Below are 15,383 nucleotides of genomic sequence, written 5' to 3'. Positions count from 1 at the left end.
CTTAAACCTCCCCGCTGTTAGCTCTATGCCAGTCAGCACCGCCGTTTTTAAAGAGCAGGTAGAGTTTTGTCAGTATCCTGAAAATAAACATCAATCCGCTGACCGGCATGATAAGATAAACTATCCAGAGAGGGAAGCTGCTATCTGTGGATACTTGTCCGGAAGTATAATAACGTCCAACTAATTGAGATCCATAAAAAGTATAAAACAAGCCGAAGAAAATCCCGATTATATGAGCAATAACACTGACCCAACGCTGTAGCTTAATCGGTAAACGGATAAACAGCATATCAACCTTAATATGATGGTCATCGCGTAAAGCCACTGCTGTTCCAGCAAGAGTTCCCCAAATCATAAAATAAGTGCTAAATTCATCCAAAATAGATCTGGATTGATTAAAAAAATACCGTAGTATTACATTAAGCATTATCAGCGATAAGCCAATAAAAACTAAGCCACCGCAAAAGTAATCCTCAAATGCCTTATAAGACCGGCCTAATCGTTTAATCATTCGGCTGACAACCTCCCCTTTAGATAGCTTCAGAATAATGTAGTGTAATGAGGGGACAGTAATGGCGTTACCAATACATGTCCCCCGCTCATTATGTTACTTGCTATTTTTAGCAGCTTCGATATATTCTTTTCCGATTAGATCAACATACTTGTCATAGACAGGTTGTAGCACTTTCTTAAACTCTTCTTTTTGACTGTCTGAAAGGGTGTTGATTTTTATCTTACCGCGGTTTTGTAAATTCTCTAAACTCTTCCGGTCAAGCTCACCCGCTAATTTTATTTCATAATCGGTAGCCTGTTTCATAGCATCGTTGATAAGCTTTTGGTCTTCAGGCGACAGACTGTTCCAAAACTTCGAGTTTGTTAAGACAACATAGTCATTTCGGCCATGGTTAGAAATAGTTAAGTATTTTTGGACTTCGTCTAGTTTCGCGGTATCAATATTATTCAGGGTATTTTCCTGGCCGTCTACGGTTCCGTTTTGTAGAGCCTGGTACGTGTCGCCCCATGCAATGGTTTGCGACCCAGCTCCCAAGGCCTTGAACTGATCATCGAGTAGCCCGCCGCTTTGAGTCCGGAACTTTAACCCTTTGAAATCTTCCGGCTTAGTAATCGGCCGTTTGGAGTTTGTAAAGACTTTTTGGGCGTTCAACCACCAAGCTACTCCTAAAATTCCTTTCGGTTCCAGCGATTTCAATAATTTTTGGCCATTCTCACCGATATAGAAACTATAAGCGGATTTCTCGTCTTGAAACAAGAAAGGAAGATCACTGATTTGGAATGATTTTGAGAAACTTACTACTTTGTTTGACAACGGAGCAATAAACTGAACATTATTAGCCTGTAAAGCCTCCATTTCCTCTTTATCGCCATAAAGTTGGCTAGAAGGAAAAACTTGTACCTGGAATTTTCCGTTTGAGTTTTTTTCAAGGAGCTCCTTAAATTTTAGAGCTGCTTGATGTTTAGGAGTGCTTTCAGCGACTACATGAGAAAATTTAATTATTATCGGCTTATTATCCGTTCCGCTAGTATTTGTTGAGCTTCCGCAACCAGATATAACTAAGGTAAGTAACAAGCTCAAAACTAATAAAATCGACACTGTTTTTTTCATTCAATGACCCTCCTTGAAATAGATTGGCCCTTTCAATTTTTAGTGAATCGGTTTGAACAAACATTCCATAAATTAACCAAGTGTTTTACTGTTGATTGATTGAATTGGAGGATGTTTTTTTAGATTGACTTATACCACCTCTCATGATTTATTAACATTTCCGTTAACTGCTAACATGTCTGGCAATCTTCCTTTGAGTTTTCTTAAAAAACCTAACCTCTTCACAAAATTCTTAGTGTTTAGAAAATTCTATACATAACTCGTCCTTAAATTTATTTTTATATTAACATAAATCCGATTAATAATATTTCTGTTTCCTAATATAATTATTGGAGATTTCAATAATTAAAAATTTTCATTTGAATTTTCTAAACGGAGTTTGGCTTGCACTTTACAATTTAGGTGAAAGAAGACGTGTCCTTGATATCATGTCTCAAGCTATAGATTGTCAGAAGAGCTGAATAACTTCTTAAGAAAAATAAACTGGGCCGACTTTGGCTAACACCCTGTAAGGTTTCGCCAAGTCCGGCCCAGTTGTATTGAGGTATATTAGTTATTTTTGAACTTAGGCTTTCTCTTATCGAAAAAGGCTTTCCGTCCTTCAACGAAATCCTCTGACGCAAAACACAAATCTTGAGCCATTGCTTCCAATTCCAACATCGTGTCTAAATTGGACTCAAGGCTAAGGTTTAACATCTTTTTGATTAAGGCCAAAGCATTCATCGGCAGCTGAGACAACTCAGCTGCTTTTTCCTGGGCGTAGGCCATAAGTTCATTTCCCGGAACCACTGTATTAACGATGCCGAGTCGTTCTGCCTCGCGGGCTTCAATAATCCCCCCGCTGAACATTAGCTCCTTTGCCTTATGAAGTCCTACCAATCTCGGCAAATAGTAAAGACCTCCGGCATCAGGAACTAATCCAACCTTGATAAACGATTGAATGAATTTGGCTTCTTCAGCCGCCACCACCAGATCACAGGCTATGGCCAAATTAAAACCTGCTCCCGCTGCAACCCCGTTTACGGCAGCAATAACCGGAATCTCTAACTCAATTAGTTTTTTTAACCAGGTATGCTGCGTGGTCTTCAAACGCTGACGGCCTTCAAAGGGATTGAATTTGTGATCCATCGAGCGCAAATCCCCGCCCGCGCAGAAGGCGGAACCTTTTCCTGATAAAATCAAAACCCTGATCGACGGATCAGTTGCGATGGAGTCAAGCGCTTCCGATAACTCTTCTCTCATATGAAAATCCAGAGCGTTTCTCGTATTCGGTTTATTCAGGTAGAGGGTGCAGATCCGGCCTGATCTTTCAAGAATTATGGAGTTGTTAACATCCATAGACTTTTATCCTTTCTCTTATAGTGCAGCAGCATCAAATAACCTTGTTAGCCCTCAGTTCTTCGATTTCTGCATCTGTTAGTCCCAATAAATCCCGGTACACTTCCTTGTTATTCGCTCCTAAAAACGGCGCCAGTTGGTCAAAGCCTGCCTCCGCTTCCGAAAACTTGATCGGATAACCCCAGGCCTTAAAGCCTTTGATGGTACCGGCTGTGGGATGCTGAATGTCAACCAACGTTCCCCGTTTGATCAGCTCCTGATCCTTTAGGACATCGATTACATCACGAACCGGGCCACTGGGCACCTCATATTGAATTAAGATGTTTACTGCATCCTGAGTAGTCATCGTACTGCTCCAAGCACTAATGATCGCATCTACCCCATCGGCGTTCGCAGTGCGCTGCGGCTGGTTGTTAAACCGGGAGTCCCCCATCAAATCTTCCCGCTCCATTGCTTTCAGCAGCCGTTCCCAATGCTGGTCATTGCCGCTGGCAATCACAATGTAGCCATCCAATGTAGGATAGGAATTAAACGGAGTCAATCGCAGCAAGCGGTTGCCCATACGCACGGAATGTCCTTCTGAGGCCCAAAAGTCGGGAGCTTCGTCCAGAATTAAAGCAAGCAGTGCATCCAGCATCGAGGTCTCGACCAGTTGGCCTTTCCCTGTCAGGTCACGGTATCGCAGAGCACCCAGAATTCCGAGGGCGGAGAACATACCCCCGGCCAAATCACCCATGATGACACCGGTTTTAACGGGCGCAGAATCCGGCATGCCGTTGATGGACATCAGCCCACTCATGGCCTGCACCACAATATCAAAGGCCGGAAGATCCCGGTAACTGCCCGAGAGCCCGAATCCACTCAGAGAACAATAAATCAGGCCAGGGTTAAGCACTTTAAGGACATCGTACCCTACGCCCAGTTTATCCATGGTTCCGGGACGGAAGTTCTCTACAACCACGTCCACCCGTTTAGCTAGTTCCCTGAAAATCTCTTTGCCTTTTTCATGCTTAAGGTTTAAGGTAATGCTCTCTTTGTTGCGGCCTCGTTTCAACATGCCAAAAGACAAATCTTCCTTATCCAGTGGTTTGGCAGCCGCCCCGTTCTTTCCGGCAAAAGGCGGACTGATTCTGGACGGATCTCCTGATTTGGGCTGCTCAACTTTGATAACGCGCGCGCCCATCCCGGCTAATAAGAGAGTAGCATAAGGACCTGACAAGAATGTTGTTGCATCTAAGATCGTAATTCCTTCCAAAGGCTTGGTCATAAACTACACTCCCCTTTTCATTTGTTATATCTCATGGTCAGGCTTCAATTTCACTGCCCCCAACTGTACATTTAATACCAGTCTGCTCAATCAACCTCCGATATTCTTCCATCCGTTCTTTAGAAGGAACCTCAAGCTCCGGCAGTAGATACTCTAAACCAATCATTTCGTATTTTCCCGAACCCAACCGGTGATAGGGCAAAATATTGATTTCCAACTTGTCCGAAAGTGAATGAAAAAACGCACCGGTTTTTAATAAGTTATCTTCCTGGTCATTCAGTCCCATGATAATGGGAACTCGAAGAATAATTTTAGGCGTTCCGTATTTAAGGCTATATTCCACCGCATGCTTAATATTGTCAAAAATAAGTTCATTGGGAACACCGGTTAGCTCCCGGTGAATCTCAGAATCCATATGCTTAATGTCCATAAAAACCAAATTACTTAAAGAGAGTAGTTTTTCGAGGTCTTCCCATCGGCCATACCCCGAAGTCTCGATCGCTGTGTGCATCATTTCTGAACGGCATTGGCGCAAAAGTTCAGCAGCTGCTTGAGCCTGAAGTAAAACCTCCCCACCCGTCAAAGTGATTCCACCCTCATTGCGTCGGTAAAACATCCGGTCCCTTTGAATCTGGCGAAATAGTTCAGCGGGCGTATAGAGCTGGCCGACAATGGCCAGGGCTTTGTTGGGACAGGCAGTAGCACATAATCCGCAAGCATCGCACTCATTTCTGTTAATAACCGGTTTCCCATCGATCACCTTGATGGCCTGGCGCGAGCAGACATGGACACAGGTCAGGCAGGAAACACACTTGTTTTTGTTATATGCAAGTTCCGGTTTTGTTTGAAAACCAAAAGGATTGGAGCACCACTTACACCGAAGAGGACACCCTTTATAAAACACGGCGGTTCTAATGCCGGGGCCGTCTTCAATTCGATATCTGGATATATCGAATACTAAGGCGTTTTGTTTTATTGGCATAAGTTTCCCTCCGGCACTGGGATAATGGATAACTAGGCATTTAGAAGAAATAACGGGTGTCTTGTTATAGGAAGAAAAGAAGGCGCAGGGGAAAGAGAATTCACCGTACGCCCGCTTTTTCAAAGGTCTAGAATCTGTGCTCCGTTCTGGATATAACATCATCCTGAACCCGTTTACTGAGGTCGGTAAAGTAGACACTATAACCCGCGACCCGCACCATCAAGGTTGGATATTTCTCCGGATGTTTTTGGGCATCGAGCAAAGTTTCTTTATTAATCGTATTAAACTGGATATGCTCGACTCCGTAATCGTTTAGGGTGGTACGGATAAGGTTAGCGAAATTCCTTAGTCCGGCGTCTTTATATTCAGGTTCCTGATAAGTTGATTGATTTTTTTTAGACATCGCTCATTACCTCCTTAAGAGTCTTACTTTACTAACTCAGAGCGGCTGATCCACATGTTTAACAGTGTTCCGTTGGTAAAAGCCGGGAAATTCAGTTTGCCATAACTTTTGGCAGCTGCTGTCGGACCGTAAACATCTGTCTGTTGTTCAGCCGACATGGTATCGGCCAACGGTTTCATGGCCAGGCGGCCATTGGGCAGTGCCCAGGTCATTTCACCAAATCCGACGTGCGCCTGAACCATTTGCACCGCCGGATCGGAATAGTTGCCCCGATAGCATTTCAAGGAGCGGACTGTATCCGAGAAGAATTGGAACATCTCGGCGGCAATGTCGTCAACATAATCATCGTCATTGCCGTACTTCGGAGCATTGCGCAGTTTGAGCCGCAGATCTTCGTACCCTTCGAAATTTGCATCCAGCGCCTGGCACAGCTCGTTCATGGTTACCGTCTTTTCGTCATAGACGCATTTCTTAACGGCTGCGAGCGAGTTAGACATATCCGCCAGACCTACTGCCTGAATCGTCGGGCCCACATTACAATAAGCGCTGCCGCCGCTAACGTCTTTGCCCTTCTCAATAACCCCGCGCGAAAGTGCACTGAACAGAGGGACTTGATGTTGCTCAGCAATGATTTTCTCGGCCACTATCATATGGGCATGGACTTCCTTGATATGATATTCAAGTTGTTTTTTGACAGCCGCCTTAAAGTCCTCATAAGTTTCCATGACATGCGGCTCACCGGTTTGAGGGCCAACCTGCTGACCTGCACCCCATCCAGGGAGTGCGGCCGGTTTTATCCCATTCGTCATAACGAGGCTTACAACTGCGCCCAAGTTTACAATGGCCGAATCAGTATGTCCATATTGCAGTCCCATGACCCCAGGCTCAACACAGCCGATGGGACAGCCGCCTTCCAAGATTTGTTCCATGGTGTACGGACTTTTTCCGTTCAACCCGCCTGTGCGGTATTCCAGCATTTTGGAGTAGGTATCCACGTTGAAAAATGAGGGATGGCCCATGCCTTCGGCACTGAGTTTACATGCTTCAATTAACAGAGACTCCGGTGTTTTCTGATGCAAATATAACGCCACAGACGGTGCGGTCGTACGCACATGCCGCATTGCACGCAGGCAGAGGTAAGAAACTTCGTTGGAAGCGTCCCGGCCTTCTTTGGTTAACCCGCCGACCCCAAGCTGTGGGAATTTATAATATCCGCCGAAATAATAGGCTAATTGAGTCGGCTGGAACCAAGGAATATTGGTGGTTTTAATATAGAGTTCTTCAAGGTACTCCATAGCTCCTTCCGGAGTCAGGATCCCGGCCTCAAGATCCCGTTTGTAGAAAGGATACATGTACTGGTCAAAACGGCCGTAGGACATGCTAGGACCGGCGCCTTCAATGTTTAAGAGCATCTGGGTGAACCACGCGGTTTGAACCGCTTCTCTAAAGGTCCGGGGAGGATTCCAGGGTACATGACGGCAAACATCGCTTATTTCCAACAACTCCGCTTTGCGCTGCGGATCGCTTTCAGCGACCGCCAGCTCTTCGGCTTTCACCGCATAATTATTGGCCATAATGCGTACGGCTTCAAGAACTTTAATGATCCCCTCATAAAAGTCCCGTTTCCCAATGTCTTCCGGGTTATTGTCATCTACTTTGGCTAAATATTCTTCCGCCAGCCGGGCATATCCTCTGTAGCCTGTCTTCATCAGAACTTGATAATCCGGCAGAAAGTGCGACCCGGGATTGGAAAGGTAATTAATGCAGTCTGCGACTCCGCAGAAGAACATTTTATCAGGATTAGGGACTTGCTGCTTCCATACTGCAGTCAATGTTTTATCTTTCCAATACGGAATGTGAACAGTTTTTAATTCTTCAATATCTTCCGGACTAATTTGGAAAGGGTCAAAGCGGCGCTCAGGCATTTCGTCAATTTCATTGCCCAGCCAATCCGCATGGATTTCGATATTAAAGTTTTCGCTTCTGGGTTTGCGGCCTTGCCAGCCGACAATCCGCTCATGATTGTAAATTTGCACCGGGAGCGTAGCGTAAGTTTCGGCACTGGCTAAATATCGTCTTCTAAGGTAGGGCTGGCCTTCGGTTTCTTGAAAGACTTTGGTAAAGCATCTGGTCCGATGAATTTCCAAATTTGGCCTGTTGGCGTGCAGCAGTTTGTTCAACTGCTGAATGCGGTAGGTGCTTCCAACTTCAGCACTGGTGCCGTCTCTCCATTGCATGCCTAATTTACTGCCAACTTCGTTGATTTGCTCGACTTCTTTTTCCTGCACTGACATTGATTCTACCTCCCTCTTTCTAAATCCTGTTTGATACAAGGGAATTGCAACTTTTCACATGGACAAATTGCAATTCCCTATAAAACTATTTAACGTTGCATTTTTCCATACTGACTAAGCTAAAGTCACGGCCTTTCCAAGGACCACGGGTTTCTCTGGTGAAGAGCAGGATCGCCAAAGCTGCAATAACCATGCAAGCGGACAAGAACCAAAGACCATAGACATAACCCGTTTGCGTGTTCCAGCCGCCGCCTAAATTAATAAATATGCCTAAGACGAACGGGGAGATACCACCGATATAGAGACCAAAAAGGTTGATCGAGTTCGCGATTCCCGCAGCTCCCGGTTCGGAAGAATCGGTCGCCAAAGAATAGAGCACCGGGAAAATGGCGTTTGTGGCCATGCCGGCAAACAGTTGAATTCCGATCAGCCAACCTAAACCGTTTACAGTGTACTGCATGAGATACAAGCCAACAGCGAGCCACAAGAAGGTAATAATCAAAGTTACTTTACGGCCGATTTTATCTGATAAGGTTCCCCAGAAAATTTGACCGATACCGCCTGTAATAGTAAAGATAACGCTCCAGCCTGCGGCTGCGGAAATACTCATTTTACCTACGAAGGAAAGGTACGGAGCCAGCCAAAAACCGAGACCGGCATAAGAAACGATCCCTAAGAAAGAGCCAAAAGCAGCCATGACAATATTAGGATTTTTTAATGCTCTGCCCATAGCACCGGGCTTAGCGACTGCTTCGGTGGCATCCTCTTGAATTGTGGGTGTAAGTCCCATCTTTCTGGACTTTTCTTGGAATGTTTTGAAATTCCTTGGATTTGCGAATATCCAATAAATTGCAAATACTGGGATCTGCAGCAAAGGAATCAGCAGAAAAGTTAAACGCCAATTTTCCTCGCCATATTGGGCAAGAATCAAGGCAATTAAAGCACCACCGATAAGAGAACCCCAAGGATAGCCTGCGTGGTGCGCTCCTTGTGCAAATCCGCGGTACTCTTCCGGCCACCATTCTGCGACGGAAGTAACTTCGATTGACTCACCCCAACCGCTAAACCCACTCTTTAACATTTGTAAAATAATGAATCCACCAAGACTAACCGTAAAAACATTTAATCCAGTTAATACACAAAATAAAGTATAACCGATTACAACTGGTAAATGTCTATATTTTCTGGCCCAGCCATGACCACCTGCATCAGACCATCTTGCGCCCGGAAGGGCAAGCGCGGAATTTGCGATCATGACTAACGCGGCAATAAGCCCCCACGTGGTTGCGTCAATATGATATTCAGCGACAATCGCCGGAGTCACCCGATTCATCATTTCACGGCCAATGGCATTAATGCCGAAAACTGCCCACAAAAGAAGCAAGGCCCACCAAGATACTCCCGGAGCTTTAGGTATAATTCCGTGTTTTTTGACTGATACATTAGCTTGGACTTGTGCTTCCATAATTCAATTCATCTCCTTCCAAAAAATATAATGGGATGGGATGTTATAAGGGATTTTTTAATGGGCTGGACTTGAGAATTTTATTTTGCCCTCACCTCCTTAGCAGTTAATCCACAACGTGCTCTCGGACCTACTCACCTCCTTGTCCATTGTTGAGGTTTTTTACTTGAGGATCATTCTCGTTCCCTCTAGCGAAACTCTGTTCCCTTGAATGATTAAAAAATATAACCTTATTTCTCTTTTCAAGATTTTCCGACTCTTAAGTCTGTTGCTTTAGAGTGAACGCAGTTCCCGTCAATGGGTAAAAAAAAAGCTATTTTCTCCAACCCAGTCTTGCGGAAATGTCTTCGGCACCGCTAATAACATCTCGAATCAAACTATCCAACCGTTCCCCTACAAAACGATATTCCGGACCGGAAAGGCTTATTCCTGCAACTACATTCCCTTCATGATTGCGAATGGGCGCGGCAACCGAAGCTGCTCCTTTACTGCGTTCATTTGAGAAATGCGCATATCCTTGCTGCCTGATTCGAGCTATTTGTTCACGCAGAATTGAAGGGGTTACTGCAAGTCCCAGAATGGTTGCTTCCAAGTTTTTTTGTTTTAGAATCAAATTGATTTGCTGATCAGGCAAAAATGCCAAGAGCACCTTGCCCGCAGCTCCTAAGTACAAAGGATTTCTGCCGCCGACGCTTTGGTCGAAATTACGGACAGGTTCAGGACTCTCTAACTTTTCAATACAAACGCGCATGTTATTTTCAACCACATTCAGTGTAATCGTTTCCCGCGTTGACTCATTAAGCTCTCGCATTTTGGGGAGGGCGATATGCCTGATTTGCAATCCAGACAAGACTATGTTTCCTAACTCTAAGAGTTTAAATCCCAGGCGATATTTTAAGTTATGTTGATTTTGGCTGACAAGGCCGTTTCTTTCCATATTCTTGAGAATTCTGAATATGGTACTCTTATACATCTCCAGCTTCGTTGCAATTTCGGTCACACCAAGCTCAGGTTGTTCATAGGAAAAACACCCTAAGATTTCAACCACTTTATCTATACAACCGCTGTTACGGGTAGAAGTGTCAACATCATTCATTCGCTGTCTTCCTTTCAGGCTGTTCACTTCTAGGGAACCTAGTTTCCTTTCTAGTAACATATTAATATAAAAGAATTGCGAAAAGTATAAATTTAACCCAAACGGTATCTATTTAAGGGTGAACGGCATATTATTAAGAGCGAACGGCGAACATGTAAGAAAACCTCCAAAGGTCTCCCTTTAGAGGTTTCAAACTCTTACTCCGCAACTTATCCCAGCTTGTGCACTTCATCCAACTCTTCGTCACTGACATCAAACACGGTGCCGGTGGAAAGATTTTGCTCTTCATAGAAATGCTCGGGCAGGCGGTCATCCGCATTGGTAAAGCCTGCCCGCCGGTTGAATTCACGCTCCCACTGGACTGTATCTTGAGCAAGTTTAAATAAATCATCCGAGCTATAATTGGTCCCTAGCTGAGTATTTACCAATTTAGCCAGCACCTCAGGGTAAGCACCGAGAGCTGCTGAGACAAACATACACAGGCCGAGGTCATCATAGATCGGGATCGTGTACTGCATTTTTTTCGATAAAGCAGCTTGTCCTTCCCGTGAATTATGGTCAACCTTTGCCCGGGCTGTGGCACCCGCCGTATGGTCCGCCCCCATGGGAGATGTCGCATAGGTTACCCCTAAGCCTTTGATCCCTCTGGGTTCGTAACCAGGCATGGACTGTCCCTTCACGACCGGAACATTGGTCACCCCTAAGACTTTGCCGGTAATGGCAGCGCCCATCCCTAAGACGCGGCCAATTAAGGAGCCTTTCCCAATCTCGTGCACTAATTCAATGGCACCTTGAGCATCCCCAAACGGAATCACTCCGCCTTCCATAGCAACTCCTATTGCAGCTCCAGTCTCAATCGTGTCAATCCCGTAGTCATTGCACAGGTAATTCAGCTTGGCAATCACATCCAGGTTATCAATGGACAAGTTGGAACCCATGAGGGCAATAGTCTCATACTCCAGAGGTGAAACGACGGTATTGCCTTGTTCGTCCGGATAGACATTGGAGCAACGAATCATACAGCCGGGCATGCAGGCATGGGTTGGATTCCCATTACGGCTGGTGATGGTGTCATACAGGCGCTCAGCATCAATCTTCTCCGCGCCTTCAAATTTACCGGCGGAAAAGTTTCTGGTCGGCAAGCCTCCTACGGCATTGGTCACTTGCACCATGGCTGAGGTGCCATAGGTGTTGTAAGCTTCAACCACCGGGGATTCTTTGAGGATCTTGGCGTATTCTTTCATCACTTCATTGAATTCCGCGCTGTTGGCAGGCTCATGCATTTTAGCCCCGGAATCGTCAATAACCAAGGCTTTAATCCCTTTCGAACCCATTACCGCCCCTAAGCCTCCGCGGCCGCTGTAGCGGCTCGGTACGCCTTCCGCATCGGTATTCGCAATTCCGGCCGAGAAGAACTTCATTTCTCCGGCCGGCCCGATGCAAGAAACCGCAACCTTGTTGCCAAAGCGCTCCCTGAGCTTGGCCGCCGTTTCATAGACCTTTAAGCCCCAGTATTCCTCACCCGGCAGAATTTCTACACCCTCAGCACTGATTTTGATAATATACTTCTGATCATTTTGAGGGAGATCTTCAATAACGATTGCCTTATAGCCTAACCGGCCCAGTTTAATCCCGACGACACCGCCGCCGTTGCTCTCCTTGATGCCGCCGGTCAGCGGGCTTTTCGCTCCTATTGAAATTCTTCCCGAACTAAAGACTTTGCTTCCGCCCAATAAACCAGGGGTGTAGATGAGTTTGTTATGGCGTCCAAGAGGTTCGCATGACGGCTTCACTTCATCGAGTAAAAACTTGGCGATAAAAGCCCGGCCTCCAAGCAATTCGTAATCTTTGTTCCCGTCTTCCAGCTTTTGCTCCAAAGAGGCCATGTTAATTCTTAGTATCTTGTTCACTCTCTTCCCTCTCCTTCAGGCGGCTGCATCCGCCTTAAAATTCAATAGCTTCGCAAAGGCTCATTATCATTATACACCGCAGTCTGTAAAGATTGGGTGATTATTTAATGACCTCTCAACCGCTTATTTTAGAATTAGCCAAAACATGTTCTTTATCTATTGTAACAAATTAGATCAAAATTTCGAAGAAAAATTTTAAAAAGAAATATTTTTCTAAACAAAACAAGCCCCGGAAAGACTTCCTCCCCGGGACTTGCTTTAACAATCCAGTTCCTAAAAGGCCAGCTGATAGGGCTCATAAACCTTCTTCGGCAGCCGCATGCGCACCGTTTTTAAGGGATCAACCACTTGGCTGATCTCAAGATTCCCGGCAATACTGAGCAAAGACACCACGTCATTGAGGGGCAGTTGGGTTCGTCTCATTAAGAATGCAGTCGCCTCTTCCATGGCAAAAAGGGCCGCTTCATCCAAATCTTGCCCTGAGGCAATGAGATACCAATCGGTCGCGGTCTCCAGTACAGGCCATTTCGACTGTTTTCCTTTAATCAGATCCACTTTTACCGTAACTTCTCCGGCAATTTCAACCCCGCAGATCGAGACTTCACCATCGCCCATTACCGCATGGAGATCCCCCATGGCCAGATTCGCCCCCGACACGAACACCGGCAGGTACAGCCTGCTTCCCGGGCCAATATGCCGGGTATCCATATTCCCTCCGTGGCGGCCTGGAGTGCCGCAGGGGATATCCTCATTCGGGGGAGCGGTGCCAAAAGATTTGAGCCCCCTGTCCCAGAACCGCTGGCTCGGCGTCAATCACCATAAACTCAGGTTCAAAGGCCCCCACAACCGAACCACCCCAGGCAGACTCCACTTCAGCAAGGAGCTTACTTAGCAAAGTCCGGTAACACCCGGGAAAAGGAGAACCATCGGGCTCCAGCAGGTTGCAATACACATAGGCCGTATCCGCCTGCAGCGGAGACAAGGCAAACGATCCGAGATCCGGAACAGCCCAAAAATCTCCATCCGCAGCATTGTAGTAGGGTTCATCCACAAGCCGGTCAAGTGCAGTGAAGCTCATAATAGCTTTGGAAAAATTGACTCCGTACTTTAATGCAGCCTCAAAAGCCGGCTTTAACACTACTTTCGTGCGCAGAATTCCCGAAGTGTCTACAAACCGCAGTTGCAGATAACGTATATCGTTGTCCGCGACAGTGCGAAGGATTTCTTTCAACATTACTTTCTCCTCCTGCCCACCTACAGAACCCCACACTTTTATAATTCTCCGTGAGCCGGGCTATTCCTCTTTATTTTTGCGTTTAATCTGCGGCAGCAAGCCATACATTACCCAAAAAAACGCCACTCCCAGCAACGGCACCAGTGCCGTAAGCGCGAACATGACTTCAAACCCTGCCAGGTGACTCACTATTCCCATTGAAAAGGGCCCCAGAAATTGCCCGGCATCAACAGATGCTGAGAAAATTCCAAGGGCCATTCCCCTGCTGGCGGTATCTGAATTGTCGACGACCAATGCCGCCATGCTCGGGTAAGCAAGCCCGAACCCCAGCCCATAGACAATAGCACATACTGCCAGGGACAGCGGCCCCCTGATAAAAGCCAGTCCTAAAATACCTGAGACGATTAGCATCATGGACGGGACAATAACTTTCATCCGCCCGAAGCGGTCAGACAACCCGCCGCCGATAAATCTTATAGAAATGAGCGTCATTGAATAAACCGCAAAGAAGAGCGGGGCATTCGTACCCGGAACCGTGAGCACATATAAAGGCAAAAAAGCCATCACAACCCCTATGGTAAAAGAAGCAGTGATCCAGGTAACACTTGGTATGATGACATTTTTGTCTTTGATAATTTCCTTAAATGATTTCGTACTGCTTTCCTGAGCCGGTGAGAACTGATAATCGATCTTAGTCGTGAAAATCACGGCAGCCAAAGCCGCCACAGCAGGGATCAGTAATACAATCTTAATAGGATATTCCTGCATGAGCCAAGAACCCAGGGTAGGTGCGAGTCCTGTCGCCAAACTGATGGAAGTAACATAAATCCCGATTGCCTGAGCCAGCCGCCTCTTAGGAGCAATATATGAAACAAATATTGAAGACGAGGTCGCAAAACTGGCGGTACCCGCCCCGTTTAAGATCCTTACGATGATCAAGGCCAACATGGCTTTGGCGAATAAATACAATGGGCTGGCAAGGGTTAATATAACTGTGCCTGCCAGCATTAATTTCTTGCTGCCGTAAAGTGAAGCATACTTCCCAATCAACGGTCTGAGAAAAATGGCCGAAAAAGAGTACGAACTAACAATTAAACCGATCTCAGAGTTGTTATAGCCCAAGTTCTGAAAATATACCGGCAAGATCGGGATGAGGTAATTAATCGAACCGAACACAAACAAGGTTGCTAAGAAAGTAAGGATGTAGTTGCGGGTAAAGATTTTATCGGTATAAGTCATTGGCTGTTCACCTTATAATACTGATTATAAACAAGACTGTCTATCTTGGGTAAAAGTAGTAAAAGACCATCTTAATCTTACCACAGATTTAACTACCCGAATATTCTTTATGGTGACTTATACTATTTTTTCAACTCCTTCCAATATACCTTTCTCGTCCAAGCCGCTACCCAAAAACACAATCGACAGCACCTTGGGCAGCAGTCACTCCAGCCTTGGCTAAATCAGTTGCCAGTAAACCTAATTGATTGCTCAGACCCGTGTAAATGTTTCTTACAGTTGCCCCTTCTAGGGCATTCGGCCAAGCGGAAGCAAGGCTTAGGGAGGCGGCGAGTTTCGGGCCAACCGACAACCGTAACTGTTCTGACCCCGGATGCACCTGTCGTCTGGGACATCAGGTTTACTTTCCCCGATACTCTACCTATTCCGAACCGATCTAAATCCTAACAATGCGACCTGTACAGATGTTGCACCAAGAATAATAAATTTGGGCCACATCCCTTCAAAGAATATTCTTTTCCCGGGGGAATG

The 15,383-nt window shown here is 45.8% G+C and carries 14 protein-coding genes; all 14 read right to left on the bottom strand.

What is annotated here, in order from left to right:
• Window position 1 precedes the first annotated feature (1 nt).
• Window positions 2-511, bottom strand: a complete 510-nt coding sequence (locus tag J0X21_RS07445) for a TRAP transporter small permease (protein ID WP_209011340.1) — start codon at window positions 509-511, stop codon at window positions 2-4.
• Between the two features lie 96 nt (window positions 512-607).
• Window positions 608-1,624, bottom strand: coding sequence for a DctP family TRAP transporter solute-binding subunit (locus J0X21_RS07440; RefSeq protein ID WP_206811565.1), 1,017 nt, complete (start codon window positions 1,622-1,624; stop codon window positions 608-610).
• A 549-nt stretch (window positions 1,625-2,173) separates the two neighbouring features.
• Entirely contained in the window at window positions 2,174-2,962 is a 789-nt protein-coding gene (locus tag J0X21_RS07435; RefSeq protein WP_206811564.1) for an enoyl-CoA hydratase/isomerase family protein, read from the bottom strand.
• Between the two features lie 34 nt (window positions 2,963-2,996).
• Window positions 2,997-4,229: a CaiB/BaiF CoA transferase family protein gene (locus J0X21_RS07430; protein ID WP_206811563.1), complete on the bottom strand. Its 1,233-nt coding sequence runs from the start codon at window positions 4,227-4,229 to the stop codon at window positions 2,997-2,999.
• 37 nt (window positions 4,230-4,266) lie between these two features.
• Window positions 4,267-5,211 carry a glycyl-radical enzyme activating protein gene (locus tag J0X21_RS07425; RefSeq protein WP_206811562.1) on the bottom strand — a complete coding sequence of 315 codons (945 nt, stop codon included), beginning with the start codon at window positions 5,209-5,211 and terminating at the stop codon, window positions 4,267-4,269.
• 127 nt (window positions 5,212-5,338) lie between these two features.
• Window positions 5,339-5,614 (bottom strand): glycine radical domain-containing protein, encoded by a 276-nt coding sequence (locus J0X21_RS07420; RefSeq protein WP_206811561.1) that lies wholly within the window; start codon window positions 5,612-5,614, stop codon window positions 5,339-5,341.
• Between the two features lie 23 nt (window positions 5,615-5,637).
• Entirely contained in the window at window positions 5,638-7,908 is a 2,271-nt protein-coding gene (locus J0X21_RS07415) for a pyruvate formate lyase family protein (RefSeq protein ID WP_206811560.1), read from the bottom strand.
• A gap of 85 nt (window positions 7,909-7,993) precedes the next feature.
• Window positions 7,994-9,373: an MFS transporter gene (locus J0X21_RS07410; RefSeq protein WP_206811559.1), complete on the bottom strand. Its 1,380-nt coding sequence runs from the start codon at window positions 9,371-9,373 to the stop codon at window positions 7,994-7,996.
• A 313-nt stretch (window positions 9,374-9,686) separates the two neighbouring features.
• Window positions 9,687-10,469 carry an IclR family transcriptional regulator gene (locus J0X21_RS07405; protein WP_206811558.1) on the bottom strand — a complete coding sequence of 261 codons (783 nt, stop codon included), beginning with the start codon at window positions 10,467-10,469 and terminating at the stop codon, window positions 9,687-9,689.
• Between the two features lie 209 nt (window positions 10,470-10,678).
• Window positions 10,679-12,379, bottom strand: a complete 1,701-nt coding sequence (locus J0X21_RS16060) for an aldehyde ferredoxin oxidoreductase family protein (RefSeq protein ID WP_206811557.1) — start codon at window positions 12,377-12,379, stop codon at window positions 10,679-10,681.
• Window positions 12,380-12,652: 273 nt separating this feature from the next.
• Window positions 12,653-13,192: an acetamidase/formamidase family protein gene (locus tag J0X21_RS07395; RefSeq protein ID WP_268939357.1), complete on the bottom strand. Its 540-nt coding sequence runs from the start codon at window positions 13,190-13,192 to the stop codon at window positions 12,653-12,655.
• Window positions 13,128-13,613, bottom strand: a complete 486-nt coding sequence (locus J0X21_RS07390; RefSeq protein ID WP_206811555.1) for a type I glutamate--ammonia ligase — start codon at window positions 13,611-13,613, stop codon at window positions 13,128-13,130. Before J0X21_RS07390 ends, J0X21_RS07395 begins: the two co-directional genes overlap by 65 nt.
• A gap of 60 nt (window positions 13,614-13,673) precedes the next feature.
• On the bottom strand, window positions 13,674-14,852 hold the full coding sequence (locus tag J0X21_RS07385) for an MFS transporter (RefSeq protein WP_206811554.1): 1,179 nt from the start codon (window positions 14,850-14,852) through the stop codon (window positions 13,674-13,676).
• A 166-nt stretch (window positions 14,853-15,018) separates the two neighbouring features.
• Window positions 15,019-15,204: a hypothetical protein gene (locus J0X21_RS07380; protein WP_206811553.1), complete on the bottom strand. Its 186-nt coding sequence runs from the start codon at window positions 15,202-15,204 to the stop codon at window positions 15,019-15,021.
• Window positions 15,205-15,383 lie beyond the last annotated feature (179 nt).

Origin of the sequence: Paradesulfitobacterium ferrireducens (assembly GCF_017310645.1) — a bacterium.
In the GTDB taxonomy this organism is placed as follows: Bacteria; Bacillota; Desulfitobacteriia; order Desulfitobacteriales; family Desulfitobacteriaceae; genus Paradesulfitobacterium; species Paradesulfitobacterium ferrireducens.
This window is presented reverse-complemented; position numbering and strand designations above follow the sequence as displayed.